The 24,316-nt window shown below is 62.6% G+C and carries 36 protein-coding genes and 1 pseudogene; 24 read left to right on the forward strand and 13 right to left on the reverse strand.

Translation table 11 applies throughout. The features are described from left to right. The first annotated feature begins 72 nt into the window (after positions 1–72). The 4 genes from NKH13_RS12535 (at position 73) to NKH13_RS12550 (ending at position 3,139) form a co-directional block, all read left to right on the forward strand. The gene (locus NKH13_RS12535; protein ID WP_352912643.1) at positions 73–237 is read left to right on the forward strand and encodes a hypothetical protein; all 165 of its coding nucleotides are present in this window, start codon (positions 73–75) and stop codon (positions 235–237) included. A 218-nt stretch (positions 238–455) separates the two neighbouring features. Beyond that, positions 456–1,601, forward strand: coding sequence for a KamA family radical SAM protein (locus tag NKH13_RS12540; RefSeq protein ID WP_352717107.1), 1,146 nt, complete (start codon positions 456–458; stop codon positions 1,599–1,601). Positions 1,602–1,751: 150 nt separating this feature from the next. Beyond that, on the forward strand, positions 1,752–2,006 hold the full coding sequence (locus tag NKH13_RS12545; protein WP_352717071.1) for an exopolysaccharide production repressor protein: 255 nt from the start codon (positions 1,752–1,754) through the stop codon (positions 2,004–2,006). 329 nt (positions 2,007–2,335) lie between these two features. Beyond that, on the forward strand, positions 2,336–3,139 hold the full coding sequence (locus tag NKH13_RS12550; protein ID WP_352912644.1) for a hypothetical protein: 804 nt from the start codon (positions 2,336–2,338) through the stop codon (positions 3,137–3,139). On the opposite strand, the gene yghU is transcribed toward NKH13_RS12550, so the two are convergent. Beyond that, positions 3,136–4,023, reverse strand: coding sequence for a glutathione-dependent disulfide-bond oxidoreductase (yghU, locus tag NKH13_RS12555; protein ID WP_352717067.1), 888 nt, complete (start codon positions 4,021–4,023; stop codon positions 3,136–3,138). The genes NKH13_RS12550 and yghU overlap by 4 nt on opposite strands. 259 nt (positions 4,024–4,282) lie before the next feature. On the opposite strand from yghU, the gene NKH13_RS12560 reads away from it, so the two are divergent. Beyond that, positions 4,283–5,188 (forward strand): S1C family serine protease, encoded by a 906-nt coding sequence (locus NKH13_RS12560; protein WP_352465364.1) that lies wholly within the window; start codon positions 4,283–4,285, stop codon positions 5,186–5,188. Between the two features lie 15 nt (positions 5,189–5,203). Here the strand turns inward: NKH13_RS12560 and NKH13_RS12565 are convergent, their stop codons facing one another. The 5 genes and pseudogenes from NKH13_RS12565 to NKH13_RS12585 all read right to left on the reverse strand — a co-directional run bounded on the left by NKH13_RS12565 (position 5,204) and on the right by NKH13_RS12585 (position 7,012). After that, positions 5,204–5,815, reverse strand: a complete 612-nt coding sequence (locus NKH13_RS12565) for a hypothetical protein (protein WP_352717064.1) — start codon at positions 5,813–5,815, stop codon at positions 5,204–5,206. A 45-nt stretch (positions 5,816–5,860) separates the two neighbouring features. Then, on the reverse strand, positions 5,861–6,058 hold the full coding sequence (locus NKH13_RS12570; protein ID WP_031211486.1) for a hypothetical protein: 198 nt from the start codon (positions 6,056–6,058) through the stop codon (positions 5,861–5,863). A gap of 201 nt (positions 6,059–6,259) precedes the next feature. After that, on the reverse strand, positions 6,260–6,442 hold the full coding sequence (locus NKH13_RS12575) for a DUF3606 domain-containing protein (protein ID WP_023675702.1): 183 nt from the start codon (positions 6,440–6,442) through the stop codon (positions 6,260–6,262). An 11-nt stretch (positions 6,443–6,453) separates the two neighbouring features. After that, a pseudogene (locus NKH13_RS12580) lies at positions 6,454–6,761 on the reverse strand (hypothetical protein). Next, on the reverse strand, positions 6,758–7,012 hold the full coding sequence (locus NKH13_RS12585) for a hypothetical protein (RefSeq protein ID WP_352717063.1): 255 nt from the start codon (positions 7,010–7,012) through the stop codon (positions 6,758–6,760). Before NKH13_RS12585 ends, NKH13_RS12580 begins: the two are co-directional and overlap by 4 nt. A 122-nt stretch (positions 7,013–7,134) precedes the next feature. Between NKH13_RS12585 and NKH13_RS12590 the strand changes: the two genes are divergently transcribed. Both NKH13_RS12590 and NKH13_RS12595 read left to right on the forward strand, forming a co-directional pair. Then, a complete protein-coding gene (locus NKH13_RS12590; RefSeq protein WP_352912645.1) occupies positions 7,135–7,305 on the forward strand; it encodes a hypothetical protein in 171 nt (56 codons plus the stop codon). 122 nt (positions 7,306–7,427) lie between these two features. Further along, positions 7,428–8,387, forward strand: a complete 960-nt coding sequence (locus tag NKH13_RS12595) for a prohibitin family protein (protein WP_352912646.1) — start codon at positions 7,428–7,430, stop codon at positions 8,385–8,387. Between the two features lie 60 nt (positions 8,388–8,447). Here the strand turns inward: NKH13_RS12595 and NKH13_RS12600 are convergent, their stop codons facing one another. Beyond that, on the reverse strand, positions 8,448–9,014 hold the full coding sequence (locus tag NKH13_RS12600) for an RBBP9/YdeN family alpha/beta hydrolase (protein WP_352717057.1): 567 nt from the start codon (positions 9,012–9,014) through the stop codon (positions 8,448–8,450). Between the two features lie 111 nt (positions 9,015–9,125). On the opposite strand from NKH13_RS12600, the gene NKH13_RS12605 reads away from it, so the two are divergent. Further along, positions 9,126–9,599 carry an Lrp/AsnC family transcriptional regulator gene (locus NKH13_RS12605; protein WP_352717056.1) on the forward strand — a complete coding sequence of 158 codons (474 nt, stop codon included), beginning with the start codon at positions 9,126–9,128 and terminating at the stop codon, positions 9,597–9,599. A 5-nt stretch (positions 9,600–9,604) separates the two neighbouring features. Here NKH13_RS12605 and NKH13_RS12610 read toward each other — a convergent pair whose 3' ends face one another. Continuing rightward, complete coding sequence (locus tag NKH13_RS12610) at positions 9,605–10,081, reverse strand: Lrp/AsnC family transcriptional regulator (protein WP_245274655.1); 477 nt, start codon at positions 10,079–10,081, stop codon at positions 9,605–9,607. 157 nt (positions 10,082–10,238) lie between these two features. Here NKH13_RS12610 and NKH13_RS12615 point away from each other — a divergent pair, with 157 nt between their 5' ends. The 3 genes from NKH13_RS12615 to NKH13_RS12625 all read left to right on the forward strand — a co-directional run bounded on the left by NKH13_RS12615 (position 10,239) and on the right by NKH13_RS12625 (position 12,350). After that, positions 10,239–10,991, forward strand: a complete 753-nt coding sequence (locus tag NKH13_RS12615) for a tryptophan 2,3-dioxygenase family protein (protein ID WP_352717055.1) — start codon at positions 10,239–10,241, stop codon at positions 10,989–10,991. 275 nt (positions 10,992–11,266) lie between these two features. Continuing rightward, positions 11,267–11,698, forward strand: a complete 432-nt coding sequence (locus NKH13_RS12620) for a DoxX family protein (protein WP_352912647.1) — start codon at positions 11,267–11,269, stop codon at positions 11,696–11,698. Positions 11,699–11,996: 298 nt separating this feature from the next. After that, positions 11,997–12,350, forward strand: coding sequence for a hypothetical protein (locus NKH13_RS12625; protein ID WP_352516633.1), 354 nt, complete (start codon positions 11,997–11,999; stop codon positions 12,348–12,350). A gap of 76 nt (positions 12,351–12,426) precedes the next feature. On the opposite strand, the gene NKH13_RS12630 is transcribed toward NKH13_RS12625, so the two are convergent. After that, entirely contained in the window at positions 12,427–12,732 is a 306-nt protein-coding gene (locus NKH13_RS12630; protein WP_023675713.1) for a hypothetical protein, read from the reverse strand. A gap of 235 nt (positions 12,733–12,967) precedes the next feature. Then, a complete protein-coding gene (locus NKH13_RS12635; protein ID WP_352717053.1) occupies positions 12,968–13,786 on the reverse strand; it encodes a class I SAM-dependent methyltransferase in 819 nt (272 codons plus the stop codon). A 376-nt stretch (positions 13,787–14,162) separates the two neighbouring features. Here NKH13_RS12635 and NKH13_RS12640 point away from each other — a divergent pair, with 376 nt between their 5' ends. The 3 genes from NKH13_RS12640 (at position 14,163) to NKH13_RS12650 (ending at position 15,536) form a co-directional block, all read left to right on the forward strand. Next, entirely contained in the window at positions 14,163–14,570 is a 408-nt protein-coding gene (locus tag NKH13_RS12640; RefSeq protein ID WP_352717051.1) for a hypothetical protein, read from the forward strand. A 3-nt stretch (positions 14,571–14,573) separates the two neighbouring features. After that, the gene (locus tag NKH13_RS12645; protein WP_352717050.1) at positions 14,574–14,978 is read left to right on the forward strand and encodes a hypothetical protein; all 405 of its coding nucleotides are present in this window, start codon (positions 14,574–14,576) and stop codon (positions 14,976–14,978) included. Positions 14,979–15,236: 258 nt separating this feature from the next. Further along, positions 15,237–15,536, forward strand: coding sequence for a hypothetical protein (locus NKH13_RS12650; RefSeq protein WP_352465306.1), 300 nt, complete (start codon positions 15,237–15,239; stop codon positions 15,534–15,536). A gap of 50 nt (positions 15,537–15,586) precedes the next feature. Here the strand turns inward: NKH13_RS12650 and NKH13_RS12655 are convergent, their stop codons facing one another. After that, positions 15,587–15,862, reverse strand: coding sequence for a hypothetical protein (locus tag NKH13_RS12655; RefSeq protein ID WP_352912648.1), 276 nt, complete (start codon positions 15,860–15,862; stop codon positions 15,587–15,589). Positions 15,863–16,029: 167 nt separating this feature from the next. On the opposite strand from NKH13_RS12655, the gene NKH13_RS12660 reads away from it, so the two are divergent. The 4 genes from NKH13_RS12660 (at position 16,030) to NKH13_RS12675 (ending at position 17,661) form a co-directional block, all read left to right on the forward strand. After that, the gene (locus NKH13_RS12660; RefSeq protein ID WP_352912649.1) at positions 16,030–16,326 is read left to right on the forward strand and encodes a hypothetical protein; all 297 of its coding nucleotides are present in this window, start codon (positions 16,030–16,032) and stop codon (positions 16,324–16,326) included. A gap of 377 nt (positions 16,327–16,703) precedes the next feature. Then, a complete protein-coding gene (locus tag NKH13_RS12665; protein WP_352717046.1) occupies positions 16,704–17,009 on the forward strand; it encodes a DUF1236 domain-containing protein in 306 nt (101 codons plus the stop codon). 122 nt (positions 17,010–17,131) lie between these two features. Further along, complete coding sequence (locus NKH13_RS12670) at positions 17,132–17,344, forward strand: hypothetical protein (protein ID WP_352452715.1); 213 nt, start codon at positions 17,132–17,134, stop codon at positions 17,342–17,344. 86 nt (positions 17,345–17,430) lie between these two features. Continuing rightward, complete coding sequence (locus NKH13_RS12675) at positions 17,431–17,661, forward strand: DUF2934 domain-containing protein (RefSeq protein ID WP_352717044.1); 231 nt, start codon at positions 17,431–17,433, stop codon at positions 17,659–17,661. Positions 17,662–17,820: 159 nt separating this feature from the next. On the opposite strand, the gene NKH13_RS12680 is transcribed toward NKH13_RS12675, so the two are convergent. Beyond that, on the reverse strand, positions 17,821–18,132 hold the full coding sequence (locus tag NKH13_RS12680; RefSeq protein ID WP_352912650.1) for a hypothetical protein: 312 nt from the start codon (positions 18,130–18,132) through the stop codon (positions 17,821–17,823). A 440-nt stretch (positions 18,133–18,572) separates the two neighbouring features. Here NKH13_RS12680 and NKH13_RS12685 point away from each other — a divergent pair, with 440 nt between their 5' ends. Further along, the gene (locus tag NKH13_RS12685; RefSeq protein WP_352912651.1) at positions 18,573–19,241 is read left to right on the forward strand and encodes a hypothetical protein; all 669 of its coding nucleotides are present in this window, start codon (positions 18,573–18,575) and stop codon (positions 19,239–19,241) included. 145 nt (positions 19,242–19,386) lie between these two features. Here the strand turns inward: NKH13_RS12685 and NKH13_RS12690 are convergent, their stop codons facing one another. Further along, positions 19,387–19,719 carry a hypothetical protein gene (locus tag NKH13_RS12690; RefSeq protein ID WP_352912652.1) on the reverse strand — a complete coding sequence of 111 codons (333 nt, stop codon included), beginning with the start codon at positions 19,717–19,719 and terminating at the stop codon, positions 19,387–19,389. Positions 19,720–19,993: 274 nt separating this feature from the next. Between NKH13_RS12690 and NKH13_RS12695 the strand changes: the two genes are divergently transcribed. The 5 genes from NKH13_RS12695 (at position 19,994) to NKH13_RS12715 (ending at position 24,285) form a co-directional block, all read left to right on the forward strand. Continuing rightward, entirely contained in the window at positions 19,994–20,248 is a 255-nt protein-coding gene (locus NKH13_RS12695) for a hypothetical protein (protein WP_352912653.1), read from the forward strand. A gap of 168 nt (positions 20,249–20,416) precedes the next feature. Then, positions 20,417–21,142 (forward strand): GntR family transcriptional regulator, encoded by a 726-nt coding sequence (locus tag NKH13_RS12700; protein WP_352912836.1) that lies wholly within the window; start codon positions 20,417–20,419, stop codon positions 21,140–21,142. Positions 21,143–21,145: 3 nt separating this feature from the next. After that, on the forward strand, positions 21,146–22,201 hold the full coding sequence (locus NKH13_RS12705; protein ID WP_352912654.1) for an ADP-ribosylglycohydrolase family protein: 1,056 nt from the start codon (positions 21,146–21,148) through the stop codon (positions 22,199–22,201). Then, positions 22,198–23,184 carry a PfkB family carbohydrate kinase gene (locus NKH13_RS12710; RefSeq protein ID WP_352717035.1) on the forward strand — a complete coding sequence of 329 codons (987 nt, stop codon included), beginning with the start codon at positions 22,198–22,200 and terminating at the stop codon, positions 23,182–23,184. Before NKH13_RS12705 ends, NKH13_RS12710 begins: the two co-directional genes overlap by 4 nt. Before the next feature lie 39 nt (positions 23,185–23,223). Then, positions 23,224–24,285, forward strand: a complete 1,062-nt coding sequence (locus NKH13_RS12715) for an ABC transporter substrate-binding protein (RefSeq protein WP_352912655.1) — start codon at positions 23,224–23,226, stop codon at positions 24,283–24,285. Positions 24,286–24,316: the final 31 nt, after the last annotated feature.

Consider the following 24,316-nt stretch of genomic DNA (forward strand, 5'->3'; position numbering starts at 1 on the left):
GGGAAGGCCGAGAGGCGCGGGCATTGCCGATGTGTTCAGCTGGTGTTTTGGGTACTGGTTGAGGAGGGGGGAATGATCGACATCGAAGAGGTCGACGATCCGGTCTCGACCGCGGGCGACCGGGCGGACCCCGAGCGGCCCGGCGTCGTTGACCTGAGGGGTAGGGAGGGAACTGGCGCCGAGCCTAACCGGTGGGGGGTAGATTACCGGCCGTTTATGTGTATACGCTCAAGCTAATATAAGAGCAAGCTAATGTTTTGCGTCAGCGATGCGGGACGTTGGTTTCTGATCAGTGGACGGCCGCCGCTCCTGGCCGCGCACTCCAACCGGCCCAGCACCGCTTATTGCCTTCACGTCCAGGCTCCAATGCTGTACCCCGGCCCGAACTTCAAGGAGCCTCGATGACCTCACATCCCGACATCCCCGACGCCGGCATGGCGGTTGATGCGGCCGGCATGACAGCCGATGACGAGCGCGCACGCGAGGCGGATGCCGCATGGCAGGACGATGTTCGCGAGGGCGTGCGGCATATAGGCGATCTGGATTCGCTGCCGCTGTCGCCAGCCGAGCGCGCGGCGGCCGAAGCCGCGGCCACGCGCCACAAGGTTCGCATTCCCAAGGCCTATCTCGACCTGATCGACTGGAACGACCCCGCCGATCCGATACGGCTTCAGGTCATCCCGTCGCCCGATGAACTGGGGGAGCAGGAGGGCGAACTCGACGATCCGATCGCCGACCACGCCTTCAGTCCGGTACCGCGATTGACGCATCGCCATGCCGACCGGGTTCTGCTGTTCCCGACCTATCAATGCGCGGTCTATTGCCGGTTCTGCTTTCGTAAGGAGTCGCTGACGTCGATCGGCCGGGGTTTTTCGCGCGAGGCGCTGGAGCCGGCCTTCGCCTATATCGAGTCCCGTCCGGAAATCCGCGAGGTGATCCTGACCGGCGGCGATCCGCTGTCCCTGCCGGACAAAGCGCTGGCGGAAATCCGAGCCCGAGTCGAGGCGATCCAGCATGTGCGGCTGTTGCGCATTCATACCCGCGTGCCCGTCGCGCTGCCGTCGCGCGTCACCGGCGGGCTGGTTCAAGCCCTGCAGGGTCGGCTGATGGTCACGGTCGTCACCCATTTCAACCATCCGCGGGAGATCACTGAGGCGACCGAGCGGGCCTGCCGTACTTTAAGGCAGGGCGGCTTCGTGCTGATGAACCAGAGCGTTCTGCTGAAAGACGTGAACGATACGGTCGAGGTGCTGGAGGAACTGTGCCGGGAGCTGATGTACCGCCTCGGCGTCAAACCCTATTACCTGCACCACGGCGACCTCGCGCGCGGCATGGCGCACCGGCGCACCACGATCGCCGAGGGCCAGGCGCTGGCCAGCGCCTTGCGGGCGCGCCTGTCGGGCATCTGCAATCCCGTCTACGTGCTGGACCTGCCGGACGGCGGAGGGAAAGTGCCGCTCGGCCCGTCCCATCTTGAGGCGCGGGAAGGGGAGACGTGGCGAATACGTGGGCTTGATGGGGCGGTGAGGGAGTATGGAGAGCTGGTTGGGGAGGAGGGGACGCGCAGCCGCCGTCCAAGCCAGCCCACCTTGATGACGTGACATGCGGCCCTTAATCACGGAAGCATGCGTTAACTGCTGCTCTATTTGGTGCTTGCGCAATTGCTAAAATGGTGAAAACGTTGGTTCGGGGTAATGGGTTAGGGGAGTTCGTCCCGGCTGTTGCGAGTTCCGGGGCGGCGCAGAAAAGTCATGAACTTTCCACAGTTCCTGGTGGGGCTGACCACCACATCGTCCATCGTTGCGATCTCGGCTTACTTTGCGACGGGTTCAATCTGGAAGACGCTGGCCTGGACGATCTTGACCTTGATCGTCATGCAAGTTGGATATTTCCTATTCGTCGTCCGGTTGATCTACGGATCCGGGGCGAAAAACGCGGCGGCAAAGCCGCGGCGTCTGAGGGCTGTGCCGCCGAACCGTCGAGGTCGCGTTCAGCTTAGGCAGTAATGTCCCATATAGATATCATGGTCTAGACAGGACATGTTCGGTTCTGGGAATGTGCATTGGACGTTCCGCTAGTTTAGTCAACTAATATATATCGCCCAACTCATATCGTCGGTTTTGGGCTAGCGGGAAAACCTGGCTGCCGCTTGTACGATTGTGCCTGAGGCGACAGTTTACAATCGGCGGGCAACGGTCCTTTGCTGGTCGGCCTGTGAATCCGGCTGGTGTTTTCGATGGGGCGTTGAGGGCTATAAAGCTGTTCAACCGTGCGGCATCGAGGTGCGCGTCGGCCGGTCGAAGAGGGGATGATGGCCACCGACGGAACGCCAAACATGATTTTGCTGATCGGCAGCGCGCCCGATGTGGTGCGCTGCGCGGCCTGGCCCAAGCAGGCCTTCGGCAAGATTGTCGCCATCAACAATGCCTGGCGCGTGCGCCCCGACTGGGATTTCCTCGTCCATGCCGGCGATTTCCCGGCGGAGCGGATGCCGCAAGGCGATCCCCTGCAGCAGGCGCAGATATTCAGCGCCTCGCATTACGTGCCGGCGCAAAACAGCTTTGGCGGCTTCGTCTATGCCGGCGGCACCATGTCGATGACGGCGGCCTACTGGACGATCCACAGCCAGAAGCCGGACGTGCTGGCATTCCTTGGCTGCGACATGATCTACGATCAGCCCGGCAACACGCATTTTTACGGCGTCGGCCGGGCCGACCCTTTGCGCAACGACGTGACGCTGCGCAACCTCGAGGCGAAGTCGGCCCGCCTGCTCATCCATGCGCTCCGGCGCGGCTGCCTGTGCGTCAATCTATCCGATCTGCCGAGCAGCCGGCTGATCTTCCCGCGGCTGACGCTCGACGAACTCGGCGCGCTTTCTTCCTCGCAACTTTCGGAAATGAAGGCGGAGATGCTTGCCCGGCTGCGGCTCGATCGGGCGGAGGAGGCCGACAGGATGGAGAAGGAACTCGGCTATTTCTTCGAGGACGGCATGTACTGGAAGCACCTCGACAAGCTCGACGAGAAATTCCTGGCCAATATCGACCGGCTGCGGATGGCGGCGGTGGAGGCGAGCCTGAGCAGTCGGCCGAAGCTGCCGATCTCCCCTACAAGGCGGGAGATCGGCGCGTCGTCGGCTTAGCTTTTGGCCGCCTCGAGCTTGTCCTGCGTCTTCGTCTCGAAATCGCTGGCGTCATGGCGCTCGTGCAGCTGCATCGAAGGCTCGCCGAAGGTGCGGTTGACCATGCGGCCGCGCTTGACCGCCGGGCGCGCGTCGATGGCGTCGGCCCAGCGCTGCACGTTCTTGTACTGCTCAACCTGCAGGAACTCGCCGGAATCTTCGTACATGCGGCCCTTGGCCAGCCCGCCATACCAGGGCCACACCGCAATGTCGGCAATCGTGTAGTCGCTGCCGCCGAGATACTCGCTTTCGGCCAAGCGCCGGTCGAGCACGTCCATCTGCCGCTTGGTCTCCATGGCGAAGCGGTCGATGGCATATTCGATCTTCGTTGGCGCATAGACGTAGAAATGGCCGAAGCCGCCGCCGAGATAGGGCGCCGAGCCCATCTGCCAGAACAGCCATGACAGGGTCTCGGCGCGAGCCGGCTGCTCTGTCGGCAGGAATTCGCTGAATTTTTCGGCGAGATAGAGCAGGATCGAACCGGATTCGAAGATGCGGACAGGCTTTTTCCCGCTGCGGTCCATCATGGCCGGGATCTTGGAGTTGGGGTTGACCTCGACGAAGCCGCTGCCGAACTGGTCGCCGTCGTTGATCCTGATAAGCCAGGCGTCGTATTCGGCGCCGCTGTGGCCGAGCGCCAGAAGCTCCTCCAGCATGATCGTCACCTTGACGCCGTTCGGTGTCGCCAGCGAATAAAGCTGCAGCGGATGCTTGCCGACCGGCAGCTCCTTGTCATGCGTCGGGCCGGCGATCGGCCGGTTGATGCTGGCGAAAGCGCCGCCGTTTGCCTTGTTCCAGGTCCAGACTTTTGGCGGCGTGTATTGGTCCGTTGTGTAGTCGTTCATTTGGGAGGCCTTTGGAAAGATTGGGTTGGGAGGATTGGGGAGGATATCAGGTATCAACTTGGGTAATGGCGGAGGAACTTTGCATAGGGCAGCTTCGGATAGCCGTAGGTACAGATAGGGCTGCCGGCGCAGTTGCAAAACCCCGGCGCGAACGGCGCGGCGCCGGTCCACGCTAAAGCCGGCGCCGCCTCTTGCGCCTGATCACCTGCGCCATACCTATAGCCCATATCAGCCTGCGAACATCGCCAGGAACCAAAGCATGAATATCGAACCCCTTTTGCGATCCATCGTGGCCGTCCGAGCCACCGTGCCGGAGGACGCCTTCACGGCAGACGCGCTGGGCACCCGCCGCGAAGGCAGCGGCGTGGTCATCCGCGGCGACGGGCTGGTGCTCACCATCGGCTATCTCATCACCGAGGCCGAGGAGGTCTGGCTGGCCGACCAGGACGGGCGCGTGGTTCCCGCCCATGCGCTCGCCTACGACCAGGAATCGGGCTTCGGCCTGGTGCAGGCGCTGGCGCCGCTCGGGCTTCCCGCCATTGCGCTCGGCGATGCGTCCAGGGCGAAGATCGGTGATCCCGTCGTGCTCGCCGACGGCGTCGGCCGCTCCGTGCGGGCGCGGATCGTCACCAAGCAGGAATTCGCCGGCTATTGGGAATATCTGCTCGACGAGGCGATCTTCACGGCGCCGGCTCACCCCTCATGGGGCGGCGCCGGCCTGATCGGCGCGGATGGCAGGCTGCTGGGCATCGGTTCGCTGCGCCTGCAGATGAGCCGCAACGGCGAGGTCGCCGACATCAACATGGTGGTGCCGATCGATCTTCTGCCGCCCATCCTCGACGATCTGCTGACCCGCGGGCAGGTCGCCAGGCCGCCGCGGCCCTGGCTCGGCGCCTTCTCGGCCGAGAGCGACGGCAAGGTCGTGGTGATGAGCGTTGCCGAGGGCGGTCCGGCCGCCCAGGCGGGCCTTCGCCAAGGCGACGTCATCTCGGATGTCCGCGACACGGCGGTCGACGGGCTTGCCGATTTTTATCGCAAGCTTTGGAAGAGCGGCCCGGCGGGTGCCGAGATCCCGCTCCGGGTGCTGCGCGATGGCCGCGAAACCTGGCTGCGCGTCAAGTCCGCCGATCGCAACAGCCTGCTGTGGAAGCCGCCGCTGCAGTGAGGCAACCGAAACCCCTCACTCTCCGCAAGCGCTGAAGCCAGTGCCTGGGGTCCATTCCGCGAATGGGATGACCTTACCTTCGACCGATACGGTCGCTTGCCTGGTGGTGCCGTCTGCCAGCTTCTTGCTGCTTTTGCCCTTGCCGGTCAGCACATTGTAGTCGCAGTCGCCGGCAACATTGTCGTCCATGTAATCCCAATACTCGTAGGCGAAACCGGCGACGACGAACGTGCCGTTGCGCCAGGCGAGCGTCAGCGTCTTGTTGGTCCGCTCGCTGCCGATCTCCATCGCCGGAATATAGAGCTTGATCGAGCCGTTGGGGAGCGCGGTGAGTTCGGGCTCGGTGTCGGATGTGGCGGGGCCCGGCCGGTCGTAATCCTTCCATTCGCCGTAGATCTGTTCATGCACGACCCCGGCAGGTCTGAGAAAATTGCCGTCGCGATCCCTGAGGAACAAATGCAGGTCCATGGGATGGCCGGGCTCGGTCTGGACGATCATCGCCAGATCGGCGGCGCCATCGCCGTTCCAGTCGCCGGTCGCCGCCGTGATGATCTTCTGGGTCTCGATCGGCTCCGCCAGGGCGGCGGCCGGCAGCAACAGGATCAGACCGAATATTGTCGATCGCATGTAAAAATCCCCTGAGCCTGGGCAGGCCTGAGACGCACGCGCTTCTCAGGAGGCCCGGCTCTGCCGCGTCTCGGAACGGCTCGTCTCGTTGAGCAGCCGGCAGAGCGAAACCGCTTCACGACGGCTCAGGCCGATCAGCGCGATTTCCGAAAATTGCGCCGGCAGATCGTGAACGATGTCCCACACCATCCATCGGCCGTTCGGCTCCATGACACATTCGTAGCGCAATAATTGTTCCTGCATCCGACCCCCGGCTTTGCTCACCGGACTGGTACAGCGTCGAGGTAAATGAGTTGTTGCGCCGCGAGAGTATTCCGCGGCTGTCAAAACCAGGCGTTGAATCCTGCAGGGCGAACCCGACAGGGCACGACCGACGGTGCAGATACTCTCGACAAGGCGGCAGGGCAGGGACGCTTCTGAACGGCGGCGGCCGCCAAACGTGGATCAGGCGTTGCGGCTCGCCATATGCGCGTCGAGCTTCCTCCTCGAGGGGCCGTACCGCTTGATGATGGTTGCGGCCTCGCTTTGCGGTATGCCGTATTTGCGGGCAAAGGCAGCGACCTCGTAAGGCTCTTCGCCGGAGACCAGTTTGCGATCCTGCTTGGTCTTGGATTTGTCGTCGGCCATGGCGTCCTCCATCACATCTGGTCGTTATAGGGCTCCTTGGTCCGGCCGACCATCCTGGCCAGTTCGCCAAAGGATGGCACGCCGGTTTCACCCCGGGCATTGTTGGCCGCCTGCAGCAGCCTGAGCGGAAAGCAGACGGCGTCGCGGTTGGACGGCGACATGTCTTCATAGAGACGCTCGTCGCTGGTCATCGCCGCCTCGGCCCGGCGCAACGCCATGTCGACCTCGTCGACCGATAACAGGCCCTTGTGGACCAGCGCGTTGTTGACGGCCGCGATCGCCATCATCAGTCCTTCGACTGGAGATTGGCGACGTTCATCGTCTTGCGTCCTTGCCGGGCTTCTTGACCGTAGCTTTGTCGTCTGGCCGGATCGCTGCGCGCGGCGGGTTCTGGCCCTCCGAATGCCGGGTCTTGTCGTCGAAATCGTCAGCCGGCCTAGTCAATCCCATGCCGCCGGGAGGTGGCTTGTTGCCGGCCGCATCCTGCGAGAATTCGTCGGCCGCGTCGGGGCTCGTCTTTGCCGGATATTTCCTCGCTCCGGTCTCGTAGCGGTTCGGGTCGTCGGCCATGTCCTGTGCTCCGGTTGCAATGAGCAGATAACTTTCATGCGGCGGCAGCGGTTCCGTGGCGAAAAACGACGTTGCCGGTGCGCAAGCCTTCGCAATCTGTCGGGTTTCGTGCATGCTTGTGCATGCCAACGATGCTTCGCTCCGACGCGCCGGCAAAATGCTGCTCCTACTGCGGCGGGCGCGACCACGACTACGAGGATTGCCCGAAGCGCAAAAGCGATGCCGAACGGCAGAAGCAGACGCCAGGCAACGCCTACCAACCCGGCGCTGCGGCTGCAGGGGAAATCCGCTAGCCAGCCTGAACCACCCCGCCGGTCCGACAGGCCGGCGCGAAGGTCCTTCCATGTCCAGAGGATTGCAATGCCGCCACTATTGTGGGCAAAAGCAGCACGGGCAATCAGGTTGGGGTGGGGCAATGACCGAAACGCAAGGCAGTTCAGGCCGTCCGCAGGGCAAGCCGGGGACGGCATCGGGGTCGATCGGTTCCGGCCTGATCGCACTCCTCATCGTGGCGCTCGGCGTCTTTGCGCTGTTTGGATCCTGGTACACGATCGACCAGGGCGACCGCGGCGTGCTCTTGACCAACGGAGCGCTGAGTTCGGTCGTCGATCCCGGACTGCATTTCAAGCTGCCGTGGTTGCAGCGCGTCGAGAAGATCAGCCTGCGCCAGCAGGTGCTCAAATGGGGCTGCGAGAACCAGAACGATTGCAGCGGCCTGCCGGCCATGCAGGCCTATTCGCGCGACCAGCAGCCGGCCGACATGCGCGTCACCGTCAACTTCCACGTGCCGGCAGCCGAGGTCAGCAACGTCTACACCAATTATGGATCGATCGAGGCACTGGCCGACCGTGTCATCGCCAGGAAAGCACCGCAGGAGATCAAGACGGTGTTCGGCCAGTACGACGCGGTGTCGGTGATCCAGAACCGGGCGAAGTTCAACAAGGACGTCGCCGACGCCATTGCGGCGGTAACCGACGGCCCGGTGATGATCGACAGCGTGCAGGTCGAGAACATCGACTTCTCCGACGCCTACGAGCAGGCGGTCGAAGCCAGGATGACGGCGCAGGTCGAGGTGCAGAAGCAGGAACAGAACCTGCAGCAGGAAAAGATCAAGGCCGACATCGCCGTCACCCAGGCCAAGGGCCGCGCCGACAGCGTCAAGGCCGAAGCCGAGGCCAGCGCCTACAAGACCAGGGTCGAAGGCGATGCGACCGCGGGCGCCATCAAGGCTCGCGCCGCCGCAATCGCCAACAATCCGCTGCTGGTCGAACTGACCAAGGCGGAGAGATGGAACGGCGAATTGCCGAAGTCGATGATCCCGGGTTCGACAGTGCCGTTCCTCGAACTCAGCACGCCTGCCACAGCATCGAACTGAGGCGCGGCGCCGCGGCGCAAACCAGATCAGGGCGGCGGCGCGGTAGCCGTTCCAGTGCTGTCACGGCTGAAGCACAGCGCCTCGGGCGATTGCCTGCGTTTGCCCGAGAAAAGCCGTCAGCAGCTCCATTCCCGCCGGCCAGTCGCCGAGCCCGCTGTCGCCATTGATGTGGCCAAGCGGCCCGGCGATATGGAGATCGCTGCCCCAGCGCTCGGATTTCGCCCTGACATAGTCCAGCGAGCCATAGGGATCGTTGGTGCTGGCGACAATCAGCGATGGAAAGCGAAGCCGTTGTTGCGGTGCGTCGGCGAAGGCCCGGGCGGAGGACGGGAAAGCCGGCGACGCAGGGTCCGGAACCGCGACCAGCAACGCGCCGCTGATCTCGCGGGGGGAGATCCGCTGCCAGTGTACGACCAGCAGACAGCCGAGGCTATGGGCGACGAGCACCGGTGGTATCTTTGCCAGGCATACAGCGGTGTCCAGCGCAGCCACCCAGTCGTCGAAGTCCGGCGCGTCCCAACTCGCCGGGTTGAACCGCCGCATCGCGGGCCTTGCCTGCTGCCAATGCGTCTGCCAGTGGGCTTTGCCGGATCCGCCGATGCCCGGCACAATGATGAGGTCAGTCATGCGAAGCCCTTCTCTCCTGATGCAACGCGCGCAATTCTAGGTCTTCTCCCGGGCGGCGGAATGAGAGATCATCGGAAAGCGGCGAAGAAATCCGATGGATTAAAGGCGATCATGCGGAACGGCGATTATCGGCCAAGGCTCGACCCCACCGATCTGGCGATCATCGAGATCATGCAGGAGGATGGCCGTATTGGCATCTCCGAGCTTGGCCGCCGCGTCGGCCTGTCCCAGCCCGCCACCTCGGAACGGGTGACGCGGCTGGAGGAGCGCGGCGTCATCACCGGCTACAAGGCGGTGATCGATTCGGCAGCGCTCGGGCTCGGCACCATGGCGGTCATCCGCCTGCGCACCACGCATGAGCATATCCAGGCCTGCCTGAAGAAGTTCGCCCAGTTGCCGGAGGTGGTCGAGGTGCTGCGGGTGACCGGCGAGGACTGTTTTCTGGTCAAGGTCGTGGTCCCGTCACCGCCCGATCTTGAAAGCATCGTCGACAGCATCGGCCATTACGGCACGGTGACGACAAATGTGGTTCTGCGCGCCGAGCAACCGAAGCGGCTGGGACGCGAATTGATGACCAGGGCCTGACCGGTCTATCGCTTGGTCTGCGTATGCCCGACGGCATTGGCGAACGAGATGCCGCCCTTGATCTCGCGCATCGCCATCGAGGTGATGGTGCGCCGCACGCCGGGCAGCCGGCTGAGCTCCTCGCGCAGCATCCTGTCGAGCGCCATCATGTCGACGGTGACGATCTGCAGCAGATAGTCGGCCTCGCCTGTCGTGGCGTGGCAGCGGCGGATCAGCGGATGCTTTTTGACCGCCGCCTCGAAGGCGTCCGACAGCTCGAAATCGATCGACACCTGGATGAAGGCCTCGATGCCGAAGCCGAGCTTTGCCGGGTCAATGCGGGTCGAGTAGCCGCGGATGACGCCGGCGTCCTCAAGCGCCTTGACCCGCTTCCAGCACGGCGTCTTGCTCAAGCCGACCTCATCGGCGAGCGCGGCAAAGGAGATGCGGGCCTCGCGTTCGAGCGCCGCGACGATCTTCCGATCGACCGCATCCAGCATCATTCGTTCTTCCAATCTGCTTAAGAGACAATTTTCGTCCTTCGTTTACCGCTAATCGAATAACAGAAGGGGACAATGTTCGGCAAGAAAGCGATTAGACTCAGGGGATCGGGACCCAACAGCGCCCGCGCCCGGACGGGCCGCGGCAAGGAGCATGGCCATGGACAAGCAGGACTACTATGCCCGCATCGAAACGCCTGAGATGCGCGACTATGGCGTCTACCTCAAATGCGACAGGCTGCTCGCCTGCCAGAAGCCGCTGGCCGAGATGGTCAATGCCGACGAGCTGCAGTTCCAGATCGTGCACCAGGTCGAGGAGCTGTGGATGAAGCTCATCGCCTACACGCTGGTCGATGTCGTCGATTTCCTGGAAAGGCAGGACACGTATCGCATCGTCACGCTGATGGGGCGCGTGCACCGGCTGATGCGGCTGATGACGGCGCAGCTCGACCTGCTCGAAACCATGTCGCCCAAGGAGTACCAGCAGATCCGGCTGCAGCTCGGCAATGGCAGCGGCCAGGAATCACCGGGCTTCAAGCAGCTGTTGCGGCTGCCGCCCGATCTGTGGCGGGCCTTCAAGGCGTCATACCTCGACGGCCGCGGTCTCTCGGTCGAGGACGTCTACGATACCGGCTACGATCACGGCGACAGCTATGTCGTTGCCGAAGCGCTGGTCGAGTTCGACGAGCTGTTCCAGAAATTCCGCGCCAACCACCTCTACCTCATTCACCGCACGATCGGCCTCGGCGCGAAATCGCTGAAGGGCCGGCCGGTCGAATTGCTGGAGGCCGGCGCCCGCCACCGCTTCTTCCCGGAACTCTGGGACATACGCTGGGCGATGACCGACCGCTGGGGCAGCCAGTATGGAACGGTACGGGAGCCGATCAGCCAGCCGGGGGCCAAGGTGGGGTAGTCCTGAACCTGGTTCCTCGCCCCGCGCGCAGCGGGGGGAGAGGTGGCCGCGGAGCGGCCGGAGAGGGGCTTTTCCTCCTTGCAGGCGAAGGCCCCCTCTCCGTCGCGGCTTCGCCGCGCCACCTCTCCCCCACTTCGTGAGGGCGAGGAACCCTGGTCCTGTAAGGCCTTCTCGCCCCGCGCTTGTATCTCGCAGGCTTTTTGGCGGATGATGTCGGGCTTGCGGCTGGTGGTGCGTCCTTGGGGCACAACCATCGCAACTCTTGGGAGGACATCATGACCTTGGAAACCGCTCAATCAACCGTTCAGTCGCCGTGGCAGACCGCGGCAATCCTTATCGCCCGCCTGATCTTTGCCGCCGTCTTCCTGATGGCCGTGATCTTCAAATTTATCGATATCGGCGCCACCGCCGGCTATATCGCGGCGGCCGGCTTTCCATTCCCGCTGTTCTTGGCCTGGTGTGCAGCCCTGCTCGAGGTCGTCCTCGTTCTATGCTTCCTGACTGGCGCCTTCTTCTCATGGGCAGCACTCGTCGCCGGCGCCTATGTGCTGTTCCTGGGCTTCGCCTTCCACGGGCCGTCGCACTGGGCCGGCAACCAGGCGGAGTTCGGCTTCTTCGTCGATCACTTCACCTTCCTGGCCGGGCTGCTGTTTGCCGCCGTGCACGGGCCGGGCAGCGTCCTGGCGCTGAAGCTTGGCAGGGGGTGATCCCCAATCTCGGATCCGGCGTTCTCGTAAAGGCGCTCAGAAGGGTGGCTGCGACAATGGCGGTCGGGTCTATGACCGCGACCAGGGCCAGATCGGCAGCACAATCCGTACCAGCATCGTCGTGACGATCGAGAACGGCCGGATACCGTCATTCAAGGCATCGCAGGTCGAGTGAAATAAAAGCGAGAGCTAAAGTACGAGCGTTCGAGGTTTATGCTTTTTGTAGATGCGCCTGCATTCCCTCTGTACTTCCAACTTTCGGCGGGCTAAGCAAGACACGGGTCTTGAGGGGGAATTCATGAACATCGCCACGCGTTTTGCTGCCGCCATGATCGGCGCGTCACTGCTTGCCGGCTGCACCACGTTGACCGAAGGCGAATTCAACACAATGCATGCCACGCTTGAAGGCAGCCCTGTCACCAAGCGCGTGGCGATCAACGAATGCATTGCACGCGAGAGGTCCACGCCGCTCAACGAAAGAAAGACTTACGCAGCAATCATGAATGTCAGTGTCGCAAAATACGACAGCGCTTTTTGTAACCGGCTCTTTAATGCCGTTGCAAATGGCAGGCTGACTTACGCGGACTACCGCAGGCTTTCCTCGCCGGGGGCCGACAGCAGCAAGTTGATCAAGATCCTGCAGGGCCGCTAGCAGTCGCCGCCAGCCCGGCACGGCAGCCGTTATCGCTGTGTCAACTCCGATCGCTGCGTCAGTTATGATCGCCGCGTCACATCTGGTCGTTGTAAGGTTCCTTGATCTGACCGACCATGCGCGCCAGTTTCGAGAAAGACGGCATGTCCGTCTCCGGCTGACATTGATTGGCCAACTCCAGCAGTCGGATCGGGAAGTTGACGGCGTCGCGGCTTGACGCCGACATGCCTTCGGACCTTTCCTCGTTGGTCTCGCTGGCTTCGGCCTTGCGCAATGCGATGTCTATCTCCTCGACGGAGAGCACGCCCTTGCGGACCAGGACCTGATTGATCGATGCGATGGCCATCAGCAGGCCTTCGAGTTGCAGATTGGCGACGTTCATGGCTTTTGCTCCCATTGGCTAGGGTTCAAACGCGTCAGCGCGCGTTGCGATCCAATGTGGGGCGGCAGGCAGGTCTAGGACCGGTCGGGCGGCGGTGGCTTAGGCGAGGGTATTCTCACATTTTTTCGCGTCTCAGGTGAATTTTGTTCTTGCTTTGTGCCGGCAGCTATGCTACTAATTTGGGTATGGTGCTAATTGGCTCCAACGACCCGCCCGCCGAGGCGGGGTTTTTGTTTCAGGCCGGTTTGGAGACGATCACGGCGAGCGAGGCGAGCTTTCCGTCACTCAGGCTTCGGATGTAGTTACGGCGGCGCTGCAGGAATTCCGTGCCCATGACGACTTCATTTGCCTGCTGCTGGGCCGGCGAGGGCACGATGCCGGAATTGGCTCTCTTCAGCGCCAGCTCAACATGTTCGCCGGTTTCGTCGACGATCTCGTCGATGCGGAATCCGGCATCGACAAACAGGGCTTTCAATTTTTCCCGATCGGCGAGGTGACTGGTCGCCGGCGAAACCGCCCAGGGCATGGGATAGTATGGCTCGCCACCCGCGAGCACGGCTTCGGTCCAGATCAGCCTGCCTCGCGGTTTCAGCACACGCCGGGCCTCGTCGATGACCGCGGCCTTGTTCTCGATGTTCATGCCGACATAGAAGCAGATCGCCGCATCGAAGGTGCTGTCGCCAAAAGGCAGTTTCGTCGCGTCGGCTTGATGGAAGCTAACCTTGTCAGACAATCCGCTGAGTGCGGTCAGTCGGCTCGATGCGGCGACAAAGGCCGGTGTCAGGTCGATGCCGTCGACCTGGCAGCCATAGGTCGAGGCCAGAAACCTTGCCGGCCCGCCAATGCCACTGCCGATATCCAGGATCCGATCTGTCGGCGAAGGAGCAAGACGGGCCGCATGCTCCCGCGTGGCGATCAGTTCGCGGCCATGGAGCTGATCGAATGGATAGAGTTGCGCGGCCGCGAGTTTTTCGGCCGGGTCGGCGTCCGGGATCGCGGCCAATATGCGATCGACGATGCCGTCGCTGCCGTAGTGACTGGTGACATTGCCCATGACGCGTTCCCCTCAAGCGCAACCACCATCCCATCAACGCAAGTCTCACGCAATGCCCCGCCTTTTCGCGCCGTTCACCGACGAGGTGCGAGGTCGTCAGTGCATTCTTTTCCGCCGATGCCACATTTTGTTCTTGCTTTGTGCCGGCAGCTATGGTACTAATCTGGGTATGGTGCTAATTGGCTCCAACGACCCGCCCGCCAAGGCGGGTTTTTTGTTTCAGGCTCCCTTTCGACCCAAACGTTACGTGAGCTGCCTTCTGTGAAGTCGGCAGGACAGAGAGGGGCGCGAAGGAACGCGACCTGACGATCGTCGGAACCGCGAAATCACCAACCATGAATCCCGCAACGCGCTCGCCCATCCCAGAGAAGCCCCCATGCCCAACCGTTACGCCACCATCATCACCGACGATGACGGCCGAGAGGTCGTCAGCGCCATTGGCGAGTTCGCCGGCGCCGCACCCTATGCACGCCATGGCCGCTTCGAGCAGGTTGCCGCCGGCGTGCGGATCGGCATGGTGCGTGGCGGTACCGTCGATGCGGTCGGCGGCTTCGGCTTCCCGTTGGGAGCACTCGACGGCAAGGCGGCGGCAATTCTCAGGGCAAGGCTGAGTGCCTTGCCTGACGCCGGTGCGATGAGGCCTGGCACGGCGACTGATGCGAAACCGGCAAGCCAGCTGCGGAAGCCGAAGTCGGCACGCGCCGGCAAGAAGGCGAAGCCGCGCAGGCGCATCGTGCGGCCAGGCAACAAGAAGCCGGCGATCTCCGCCGGGACGGCGGAGTAGGGCATGGCCAAGGCTCCTTCCGCCGGCGATCCGCTGCCGCACGATCAGGCACCCGGCAAGTCCGGCCGAACCAAGCGGGCGAAGAAGACGCTGGCCGACGGCTTCCTCGAAGCGATCCGCGCCGATTTCCGCGCCCATGGCGCCGGCGTCATCGCCGAGGTGCGCGCCGAAAAGCCCGACCAGTACCTGAAGCTCGTGCTGTCGGTGCTGCCCAAGGATCTTAGTGTCAACATCAACAATCTGGATGCATTGAGCGATGACGAAATCAGGCAGCGCATCCGCGGCCTCGAAGCCGTCCTCCGGCCGTTTCTCGAAAGACCGGGCCCCGCAAAAGGCCTCGCACAGCCGGGCGGCAAGGAAGGAATATCTCAGCCTGCTGGCGGAGTTGGACCGGAGGCGCCGCACTAACCAGCTTGCCGCCTATCGGCCTTATCGGACATCGTCTTCGAAATGATCGTGCGCCGGTTCGGGCCGGTGAAGGAGGAGTAAGCCGCCCAAGCCCGACGAAATAGTGACGTTCAGCTGGAGCCCGCCGCGCCGAAAGGGGCGGCGGGCTTTTTTGCATTTTTCCTCGCATTCTGTACGATCTTTACTTCGCGACAGGGCGGCTCGATCCGGCGCTTGCCAGACCAAGATGCGCGTTAGGCTTCACGGGAGATGGTGGTCATGCTTGCCAGAGTCCTGACACAAGCGGCAGTCCTGACAGTCGGGGCGCTTCTGTTTGCCGCGACGGCCCATGCCCGGCCGGACAGCCGCGCGATGACGTGCGAACAGACACAGCTTCTGATCCAGAGGCATCGCTCGGTGGTGCTGACCACCGGACAGAACACCTACGACCGATACGTCCGCCAATTCGGCAACGAATGCGACTGGCCGCAGGTGCCGGGCGCCGCTTATATCAAGACGCGTGACGGTCAATGTCTGGTCTATCGCTGCCAGGAGCCGGTCTTCGATCTCCCGAATTGAAAGCAGGGGCTTTCATCCGGCCGCCGACGCAGAGTGCGAAAGGCGGTGGCTCACTCCTCGTCGAAAGGACCACCTTCGCGTGCGAGATCGCGCGAAATGACGCGTTCATCGGTATCGTCAAGCAAGGCCTCGTCGCTTTCCTGGTAAGCGTTATCGTCGTCCTCCTCGGGCAGTTCGCCGTCTTCCTCGACGTCGTAACGGATGTCGCCGTTTTGCGGCACGCCGTCTGGGAGAATTCTCCCGCTCCGGATGGCATCCCAGTCCTGTTGCTGGATGGTCGGGCTCTCCGTCTCGTCGTCGGTTCGTTCTTTCCTGCGCGGTTCCATCGCTGGTTCTCCATAATGTCAGCGGCCCTGAATTGGCTCAGTGGTTGAACTCATAAGTCTGGCGGCCGGTTCCCGTTCCCGGGGCCACTGCGGTCCGGGCGCATTGCCGCACGACGGAACCAATCGCGACTGCCTGGCTTCACAAGTCAGCGCGAAAGGAGCTCGACATGAGACCGCTCATTTTCTTGCCGTACATGCTAGGCGCGCTGGTACTGGCGGTGCCGGCGTCCGCGCAGCCGGGCGAACAGTCGCAATTCGACCGCTGCAAGGTCGAGCCGCCGGACAAGAACAGCCAGCAGCAGAAGCCGGCCGGCAACAATTTGTCCGATATGCTCGAGCCATGCGGTGGGGTGCTGAAGCCGCCGCCAACGGGCGATCAGGGCATGGCGGCGCCACCGCCGAATGACGGCAAGACCCCGGTGATCAAGCCCGGCGAGGTGCCGCCACAGCCGCCCAAGCAGTAGCCGCTTCATTTGCTGCCACAGGGGCTGTCCATGGCGCTGCGACGGGGCGGTAACGCCGCGCCGTTCGAGCCGGCAGGTTTGTTGCAGTGGCCTAGGAACATTAGCTTGTCCTAAATGTTGTTTTAGACGCAGCCGATATCACCCCCTCCGGTATCGCTGCTGATCGGGAGACCGATCGGCCCGCGTCTTGCGACGCGGGCCACCGCAGCTCATCCGCAGTCCATTCGCCGCACCGCACGGCACTTCACCGCCATTCGATTAGCCGCCACTTACGGAACAACAAGGTGGCGTGGGCGTTTGCGTAGAGGGTTCGCCGCTTCGACCGGAATGCCGTGTCGCAACCATAAAGGCGAGGCCCGCAACAACAGGAGTAGACGATGAAAATCCACCTTGTTCCTGCCGCGGCGGGATTGGTGTTGCTCGCCGGCGTCGGCGTGGCCACCGCGGACCAGGTGATTGTCACGCCCGAACAGCAGACGGTCATCCGCGAATACGTCCACAAGCACCCGTTGGCGTCGATCAGTCTTCTGGGGGTGGAGCTCAATATCGGTTCCACGTTGCCCGATACGGTCGAGCTGCAACCGATCGATGTTCCCGACGTGCAGTACAGATACGTCGTCGTCGGCAATCGCACAGTGCTCGTCGACCCAGGCACTCGCAAGATCGTGCAGGTCATCGAGTGATCGGCGTTCCCAAACCGCGAACCGGATTGGGAAAGGTCACGGTCTAATAACCAATCAGAGCTCCATCCTGAGCGATCGGGATGGAGCTCTGTCGTTTCGAAACAAGGAAAGGAGCCATTCCCATGCTGCCGCATGTCGAGCCGGTCAACGTGGCCGCCGCCGTCGACAAACTGCTTGCTGAACGAGGCGATGGCCTGCTGTCGATGAAGGCGGCGATTGCACTGTTGCGCGAACGCACCGGAACCGAGCGCTCGGACGCCGACCTTGAAGGGCTGATCATCAAGAAGGCGGCGCTTCTCGGCGTCGCCGTCCTGTGTGACAGAGAGGTTCAATGACGCTGTTGCCTAGCGCTCAAGACGCCGGTCGAAATTTCAGCTAGAACAAAGTTGCTTACGCATGAACCGAGCCGACGGAGGCAACAGTGACGGACAGGCAGGAACGGATTCGCCAGCGGGCACACGCGATCTGGGAACAGGCAGGCAGGCCCGACGGGGCGCATCAGCAGCATTGGGATCAGGCTACCGCCGAAATCGACGCAGAAATCGCCACGACAGAGACCGCCAGCCGGCCGAAGCCGAAAGCACGTCAGCCTAAGCCGGCGCCGGCCGCCAAGGACGGAACCAAACCCAAGGCGCGACCACGCAAAGCGTGAACTCGAGCGGATTTGATTCCAACGCTAGATCTCGCGGTTGGTCGGGCCCATCGTCTTGGCGCTCGTGCACGTCGTTCCGTGATCGGCAGCAGAACCAGTCCTGACCGGTCCCGCCGCCGCAAGCCCACGCGCGATGGTAGGCCCGATTGGTGCGGCTAACTACTTACCGCAATTGTTGTCGTTGACAGTCGGTGAAACCGTCCCGGCAGGCTTGTTGGACGCATCGGGTTGAGCTCCTTGCGGGGTTGCAGGGCAGTTTTCATCCGCATTGGAGTTCATGGCACCCGTCGTCCCCATCGTGCTGCTGGTCGTGCCAGGGTCAATACCGTTCGGCTTGGGCTGGACGACGATGCTCTTCTCGCTGCCAGGCGCATTGTTGTCCGAGCCGGCATTCTGGGCCATCGCTGCGGTCGCCAGACCGGCTGCAAGTATGGAGGCTGTCAGGATTTTCGTAAGCATGTTGATCTCCATCGTTCGGTTATCATCATGTGGCGACTACAGAGAAAGCAACACGGGTGATGGAAAGGTTCCGGCAAAAATGACGCAGCACGGTGAAGCAAACCCGCGCAGCGCGGATCTTCTCGGCCCGTTGTTCTATTAGCGTTGGTCGGTTTGATGTTGTTGTTTGCAGATTAGGAATTCGCCTTATTTTAGCTGCCGACGGTTGCGCGACGTTCTTCTGTCCCGGCGCCCATCAGCTTACACTCGCATCGCTTCAACCGGTAGAGGCCATCCCGAAGCAAAACTTTCGGAAAATTTCACTACAAATTTCACGCGGCTGTTCTTTGAACATTTACCATGAGGCCAATAATTGGATCGGCAAAGAAACCGATCTTCTTCCTTGCACTTAGGGCGTAATGCAACCGGCGAGTTCGCGGGCTGCTCAGCGCAACTACAGCAAGGAGGATGTTATGACCATCAAGATCAAAACAATCACCGGTGCGGTGGCAGGCAGCGCAGTGCTTTTCATGCTCTCGATGCCGGTAAATGCCGCGAACGGAATTGCCGTTGGCGTTGGAACGTCCATCGGCGGCAACGGCGGCATCAACGCCGGTGCCGGCGCGACGGTTGGCGATCGCGGCGGCATCACCGCCGGTGCCGGCGCAGCGGTTGGCGGCAGCGGCGGCATCAAGGCACGCCTCGGTGCCTCGGTGGGCGGCAGCGGCGGCATTAACACCGGTGCCGGCGCAACGATTGGCGGTTCCAGCGGCATCGCCGCGGGCGCCGGCGCATCGGTCGGGGCCAGAAGCGGCATCAACGCCGGTGCCGGCGCGACGATCGGCGGTTCCAGTGGCATCGCGGCGGGCGCCGCGGTAGGCAGCGGCGTTAACGCTGGCGCCGGGGTCAGGGTCGGCAGTGGCATCAATGTCGGCGCCGGTGTCGGGATCGGTGGTGGAAGCAATCCGAGCAGCCCGTCCAATCCCAGCAACCCCAACAATCCCAGCTTGCCCCAGGTCGTTGCCGACATGTCGGGCGACAAGTTGGCCAGGATGAAGAAGCGCTGCGTTGACGTGCTCGGCAGCGAAGGCACTTACGACAGCGATCTGCGCCAATTGTGCCTGCTGATCGCTCGCCGCTAAGGCGAATACATCGGATGAAATGTCGGACCGGGCCGAGAGGCCTTCGTCCACCAAACCTCCAGCAGTCCAAAGCCCGCCATTGCGGCGGCGGGCTTTTTTGCCGAGCACGTGGCGGAGCATGGCGGGGCTCGAAAGAGCTTGCGCCTCAATGCGTCTGACGGCCAAGATCCGGCGGAGCGGCCGCTCTGTCTTCCACGGCATCCCCGCCCACTACGGGGCTGCTTTGCATCAGCTGAGTGCATGCAAACTCCGCCAGATCGGCTTCCGCGAAGCCGTCGAACTCGATAGCTGCGCCTTGGAGTTGGGCGGCTTGCATGACGAGCCATTCAATGTCTTCGCGCGCAACATTCTCGGCGAGGTTCTGCAGTCGCACGGCTTCGGCGACAGCAGTCAGATTGATGGCAATCCCGGACCGCAATGTAGCTCGAACTCGGGAACTGACGTCTTCGTGCAGGCGAACCGAAAATCCGTAGCGCATGGAAAACCTTCCCTTCAGGAGCGGTTTGTCCCTTGGGTTCTACCATGCGCCCAAGGCTCGCGATTGGCAAGCGAAATCCTTAAAAAACCATTTTATATCAAATAGTTAGCGTATTTTGTTGATTGCCCATTTGATACTTGATCCGCTTCATCGGACTTCTGCATGACTCACACATCTGAAGGTCTTGACGTATTCTGCTCACGTACCTAATTCTACAGAAAATTAGGAACATACTAACTCAGCTGCATTTAGGCTGGTATGACTGGAGGCCGAGATGTCCGAACTGGAACGCCCGGAACGATTGCAGATCATGCTGACCGTCGATGAACTGGCGGCGTTGGAGAACTGGCGCTTCGACAAGCGCATGCCGAGCCGGTCGGCCGCGGTACGTGAGCTTTTGAGGCGAGGTCTCACAGCCGATGGTTTCCTGACGGCGGCGCATGGGACCAAGTCGCGCGACTTCGGCATTCTGCCCCATTCTGCAGATGGTGACGGGGTAGTCGAGGGGTCTTCCAGCAGCGAACAGTGACATCTCCAGCGACCCCGTTCGCCCGCCGCACCTCGCATGGCCTTCACGGCCACAGGGTATCATCAAGCAGCTTGGTTTATCTGTGTGGCCCCTCCGCCGTCGGTTGACAGAGCTGGCTTTGCAGATACATTGCACAGGACTATACAGGTGCAATGAACAGGTATGCCTATGGTCCGCCGCGTGGTTCCATCGTCTCCCGGCACGGGCAAGCCCGAACAGATCGCCACCGTTCTCGAACAGGAAATCCGCTCCGGTGTCCTCGGCTTCGGCGACCGGCTGCAAAGCGAGAACGAGCTCGTCCAGCGTTTCTCCGTCAGCCGCAACACCGTCCGCAAGGGCCTCGAGGAACTTTCCAGCCGCGGGCTGATCACCACCAAGGTCGGCATCGGCTCTTTCGTCACCTTCGATGGCAAGCCCGTTGATGACTCAATCGGCTGGTCGCGGGCGCTCGCCAACGCCGGCGCCAATGCCGAAACGCGGACACTGCGGCTCGAGGTGATCGAGGACCCCGATCTTGCCGCACTGCTTGGAATAGAAAACCCGTTTTTCATCGCTGTCGATCGGGTGCGAACCAATGCCAGCGACGGCCACGCTATCTCAATCGAGCGCAGCCGCCTGCCATTGTCACCCGAACTGGAGGACGTGCCGTTGCGCGGCCTGCGCGAAGGTTCCCTGCACCAGACGCTTCGCGGCGCCGGCCTCATTCCCGACCATGGCGAGGAATGGGTCGGCATCGAAATGCTCAACCCAGAGGACGCCGCAATCCTCGGCTGCCCGCAAGGCACGCCGTTCCTGCGCGGTCGTCGGTTGACCCGCGCCGCCGATGACCGGCCGATCGAATATGTGACCAGCCTGCTCAACCCGGCGCATTTTGCGCTGCATATGAGGTTCTGAGTGATGCCGGACGACACCGGGAGCATAACCGATCGGGCCATGGGAGCGCTTGTGGGCGGGGCACTGGGAGATGCGCTGGGAATGCCGACGCAGCTTTTGTCGCCGGCGCGGATTGCCGAACTCTACGGTCATGTCGAGGACTTCATTGCTCCTTTCGCCGACCATCCGGTGTCGAAGGGACTCCCGGCCGGAACGATCACCGACGACACAGAACAGGCACTTCTGCTTGGCCGTATCCTGGTCGAATCCGGTAATCGGTTCGACCATGCGCGGTGGGTCAACGCGCTGCTCGACTGGGAACGCGATGTCAAGGCGCGCGGCAGCTACGATCTGCTGGGACCATCGACCAAACGCGCCATCGACGCCATCAATAACGGTATGCCAGCCGAGGAAGCGGGACGCAGCGGCGACACAAATGGTGCAGCCATGCGCATCGCGCCAGTCGGCATCATGATGCCGCCAGAGCCGCTTGACGCACTGGTCGGCAAAGTGGCCGAAACTTGCAGGGCGACGCACAACACGTCAATCGCAATCGCTTCGGCGGCAGCGGTCGCTGCCGCCATCAGTCGCGGCATCGCTGGCGGTGACTGGCGCGCCGCTTCCGACAGCGCCATCGCGGCAGCGAGACGAGGAGCGACGCTCGGCAATTGGGTGACCGGCGGTGACATCGCCGCGCGTATTGGGTGGGCGCAGGAGCTCGTACGCGGCAAGGCGACGAAGGACGCGATCCGGCTGATCACCGATCTGGTCGGCACCGGTGTCGCCAGTCAGGAATCCGTTCCGGCTGCATTCGCGGTGCTGGAAGTCGCCCGTGGCGATCCCTGGCAGGCGGCAGTCATCAGCGCCAATCTCGGTGGCGACACCGACACGATCGGCGCCATCGCGGCCGGCATGGCCGGTGCCTGCACCGGCCTTTCCCGATTGCCTCAGAACCGCATTGCAGACCTCAAGGGTATCGACATGACGGAGGTTAGCGCGCTCGCCGCCGACCTTGTTGCGGCGCGGACGTCTAGGGGCCGTGCGGACAAGACCAGCACCGGCAAGGATGCGGCGGCATGAAGGGGCGTCTCGTCCATGTCGGCAGCGCGGTGGTCGACTATGTCTACCATATCGATGCCTTGCCGGCACCGGGCACGGAGAAGACCGCGTCGAGCTATGCACAAGTCGCCGGCGGCGGCTTCAACATGATGGTCGCAGCCAGCCGCACCGGCATGAAGGTGGTGTTCGGCGGCCAGCTCGGCAGCGGACCCAATGGCGACTTCCTGCGCACGGCCTTAGCAACTGAGGGAATCGAGACACTCACGCCGCCATCGTCGGTTATGGACAGTGGCAATTGCGTCGCCATGATCAGCAGCGATGCCGAGCGCACCTTCGTCTCATGGCCTGGTGCGGAGAGTGTGCTGAGCCTTGACATGATGGCGCCCGTCTCGGTCGCACCGGGGGATTGGGTGTTCACCTCCGGCTATACGCTTAGCTACCCGGGAAGCCGAGACGCGATTGTTGACTGGATCGAGGCACTTCCGGCCGACACACCGCTTGTCCTCGACCCAACACCTGTTATCACCGACATTCCTCGCCATATCCTGTCGCGGATACTCGCCCGCACCACCTGGTTGAGCTGCAACACGACGGAAGCGACCGCGATTGCCGGTCCGGGCGGTGTCGAGACACTCGCGTCACGGCTTCTAAGAGACCACTCCCCGAAGGCCGTCGGCGTCGTCATTCGCGCCGGGGCGAAAGGCTGCCACGTGCGGCTGGCCGATGGCTCGGCGAAAACGATTGCCGGCTTCCAGGTCGATGCCATCGACACCAACGGCGCCGGGGATACCCATATCGGCGCCTTCGTCAGCGCGCTGGCGCGCGGCATGCCGCCTTTTGAGGCAGCGCGCTACGCCAATGCGGCGGCGGCCATTTCCGTCACCCGCCACGGTGGTTCATCAGCGCCGACCGACTGCGACATCCGGACATTCCTAAGCCATGCCGGCGGTCCGCCGATCGGCCTCCATGGCCGGAAGCAAGAGGCCAAACGCCCGACAGCCTGACAAAGCCCGGGAAGCGGGCAAACACAGAGAGGAACGAACATGCGCATGCCCCACTTGACTGCCCTGCTGACGGCGGCCGCCGTCTTCACCTCCGCACTCGCATTTGCCGCCAAGGCCGACGAGGTGCACGTACTCAACTGGAAGGGCTACGGCGCCGACGAGCCGTGGGCCGTCGAGGCGTTCGAGAAGGCGACCGGCAACAAGGTCGTCAACGACTTCTTCAATTCCGAACAGGAAATGCTGACCAAGCTCAGGACCAATCCCGGCCTCTACGACGTCGTTATGATCAACGCCGCCTTCAACGACCAGGCAATGGCGGAAAAGCTGATCCAGCCGATCGACACATCCAAGCTGCCGAACTATGCCGACATCAGCAAGGACAAGGCGAGTTCGCCGATGCTCGTCCATGACGGCAAGGTCTATGGGGTACCTTGGGTCTGGGGACTGACGGCGCTCGCCATCAACGAAAAATCCTTCGACAAGCCGCCGACCAGCATCGCCGAAATGTGGGATCCCGATCACAAGGGCCGCGTCACCATCCGTGATGATGCCGTCGAGGCGGTGCAGTTCGGCGCCATTGCCACCGGCCAGAACATCAACGACATCAAGGATATGGAGGCGGTCAAGGCGAAGCTCACTTCGCTGATGCCGCAGATCAAGACGTTCTGGAGCTCGGAGAACGACTGGAACCAGATGGCTGCCTCTAACCAGATCGACATCGGCACCTATTGGAGCGGCTCGGCCGACCGCGCCAAGACCCATTTCAAGCTGCCGGTCGCGCTCGTGATCCCGCAGGAGGGCGCCGTCGCCTGGCTCGACGCCTTCTCCATTCCGGTCGGATCCAAGAATGTCGCCGGCGCCGAGGCCTTCATCAACTACATGATCGACCCGAAGTTCTATGTCGAATGGGTCACCAAGGTCGGAGCCCCCGTATCCGCCAACACCAAGGCTGTGGAAGCACTTCCCTCGGATGCGTTCAACCGCAAGGTGATGGGTGACCCGGCAGTCGCCAAGCGCATCCAGTTCCAGGCGCCGATCACAGACGCCCAGCGCGAAGCCTATCTGTCGCTCTGGCAGCAGCTCAAGGTCGACGTGAAGTAACAGCAAAAGCCGCGATCAGCCGACCATCGTG

The sequence above is a fragment of the Mesorhizobium sp. M1348 genome (assembly GCF_040317925.1).
Lineage (GTDB): Bacteria > Pseudomonadota > Alphaproteobacteria > Rhizobiales > Rhizobiaceae > Mesorhizobium.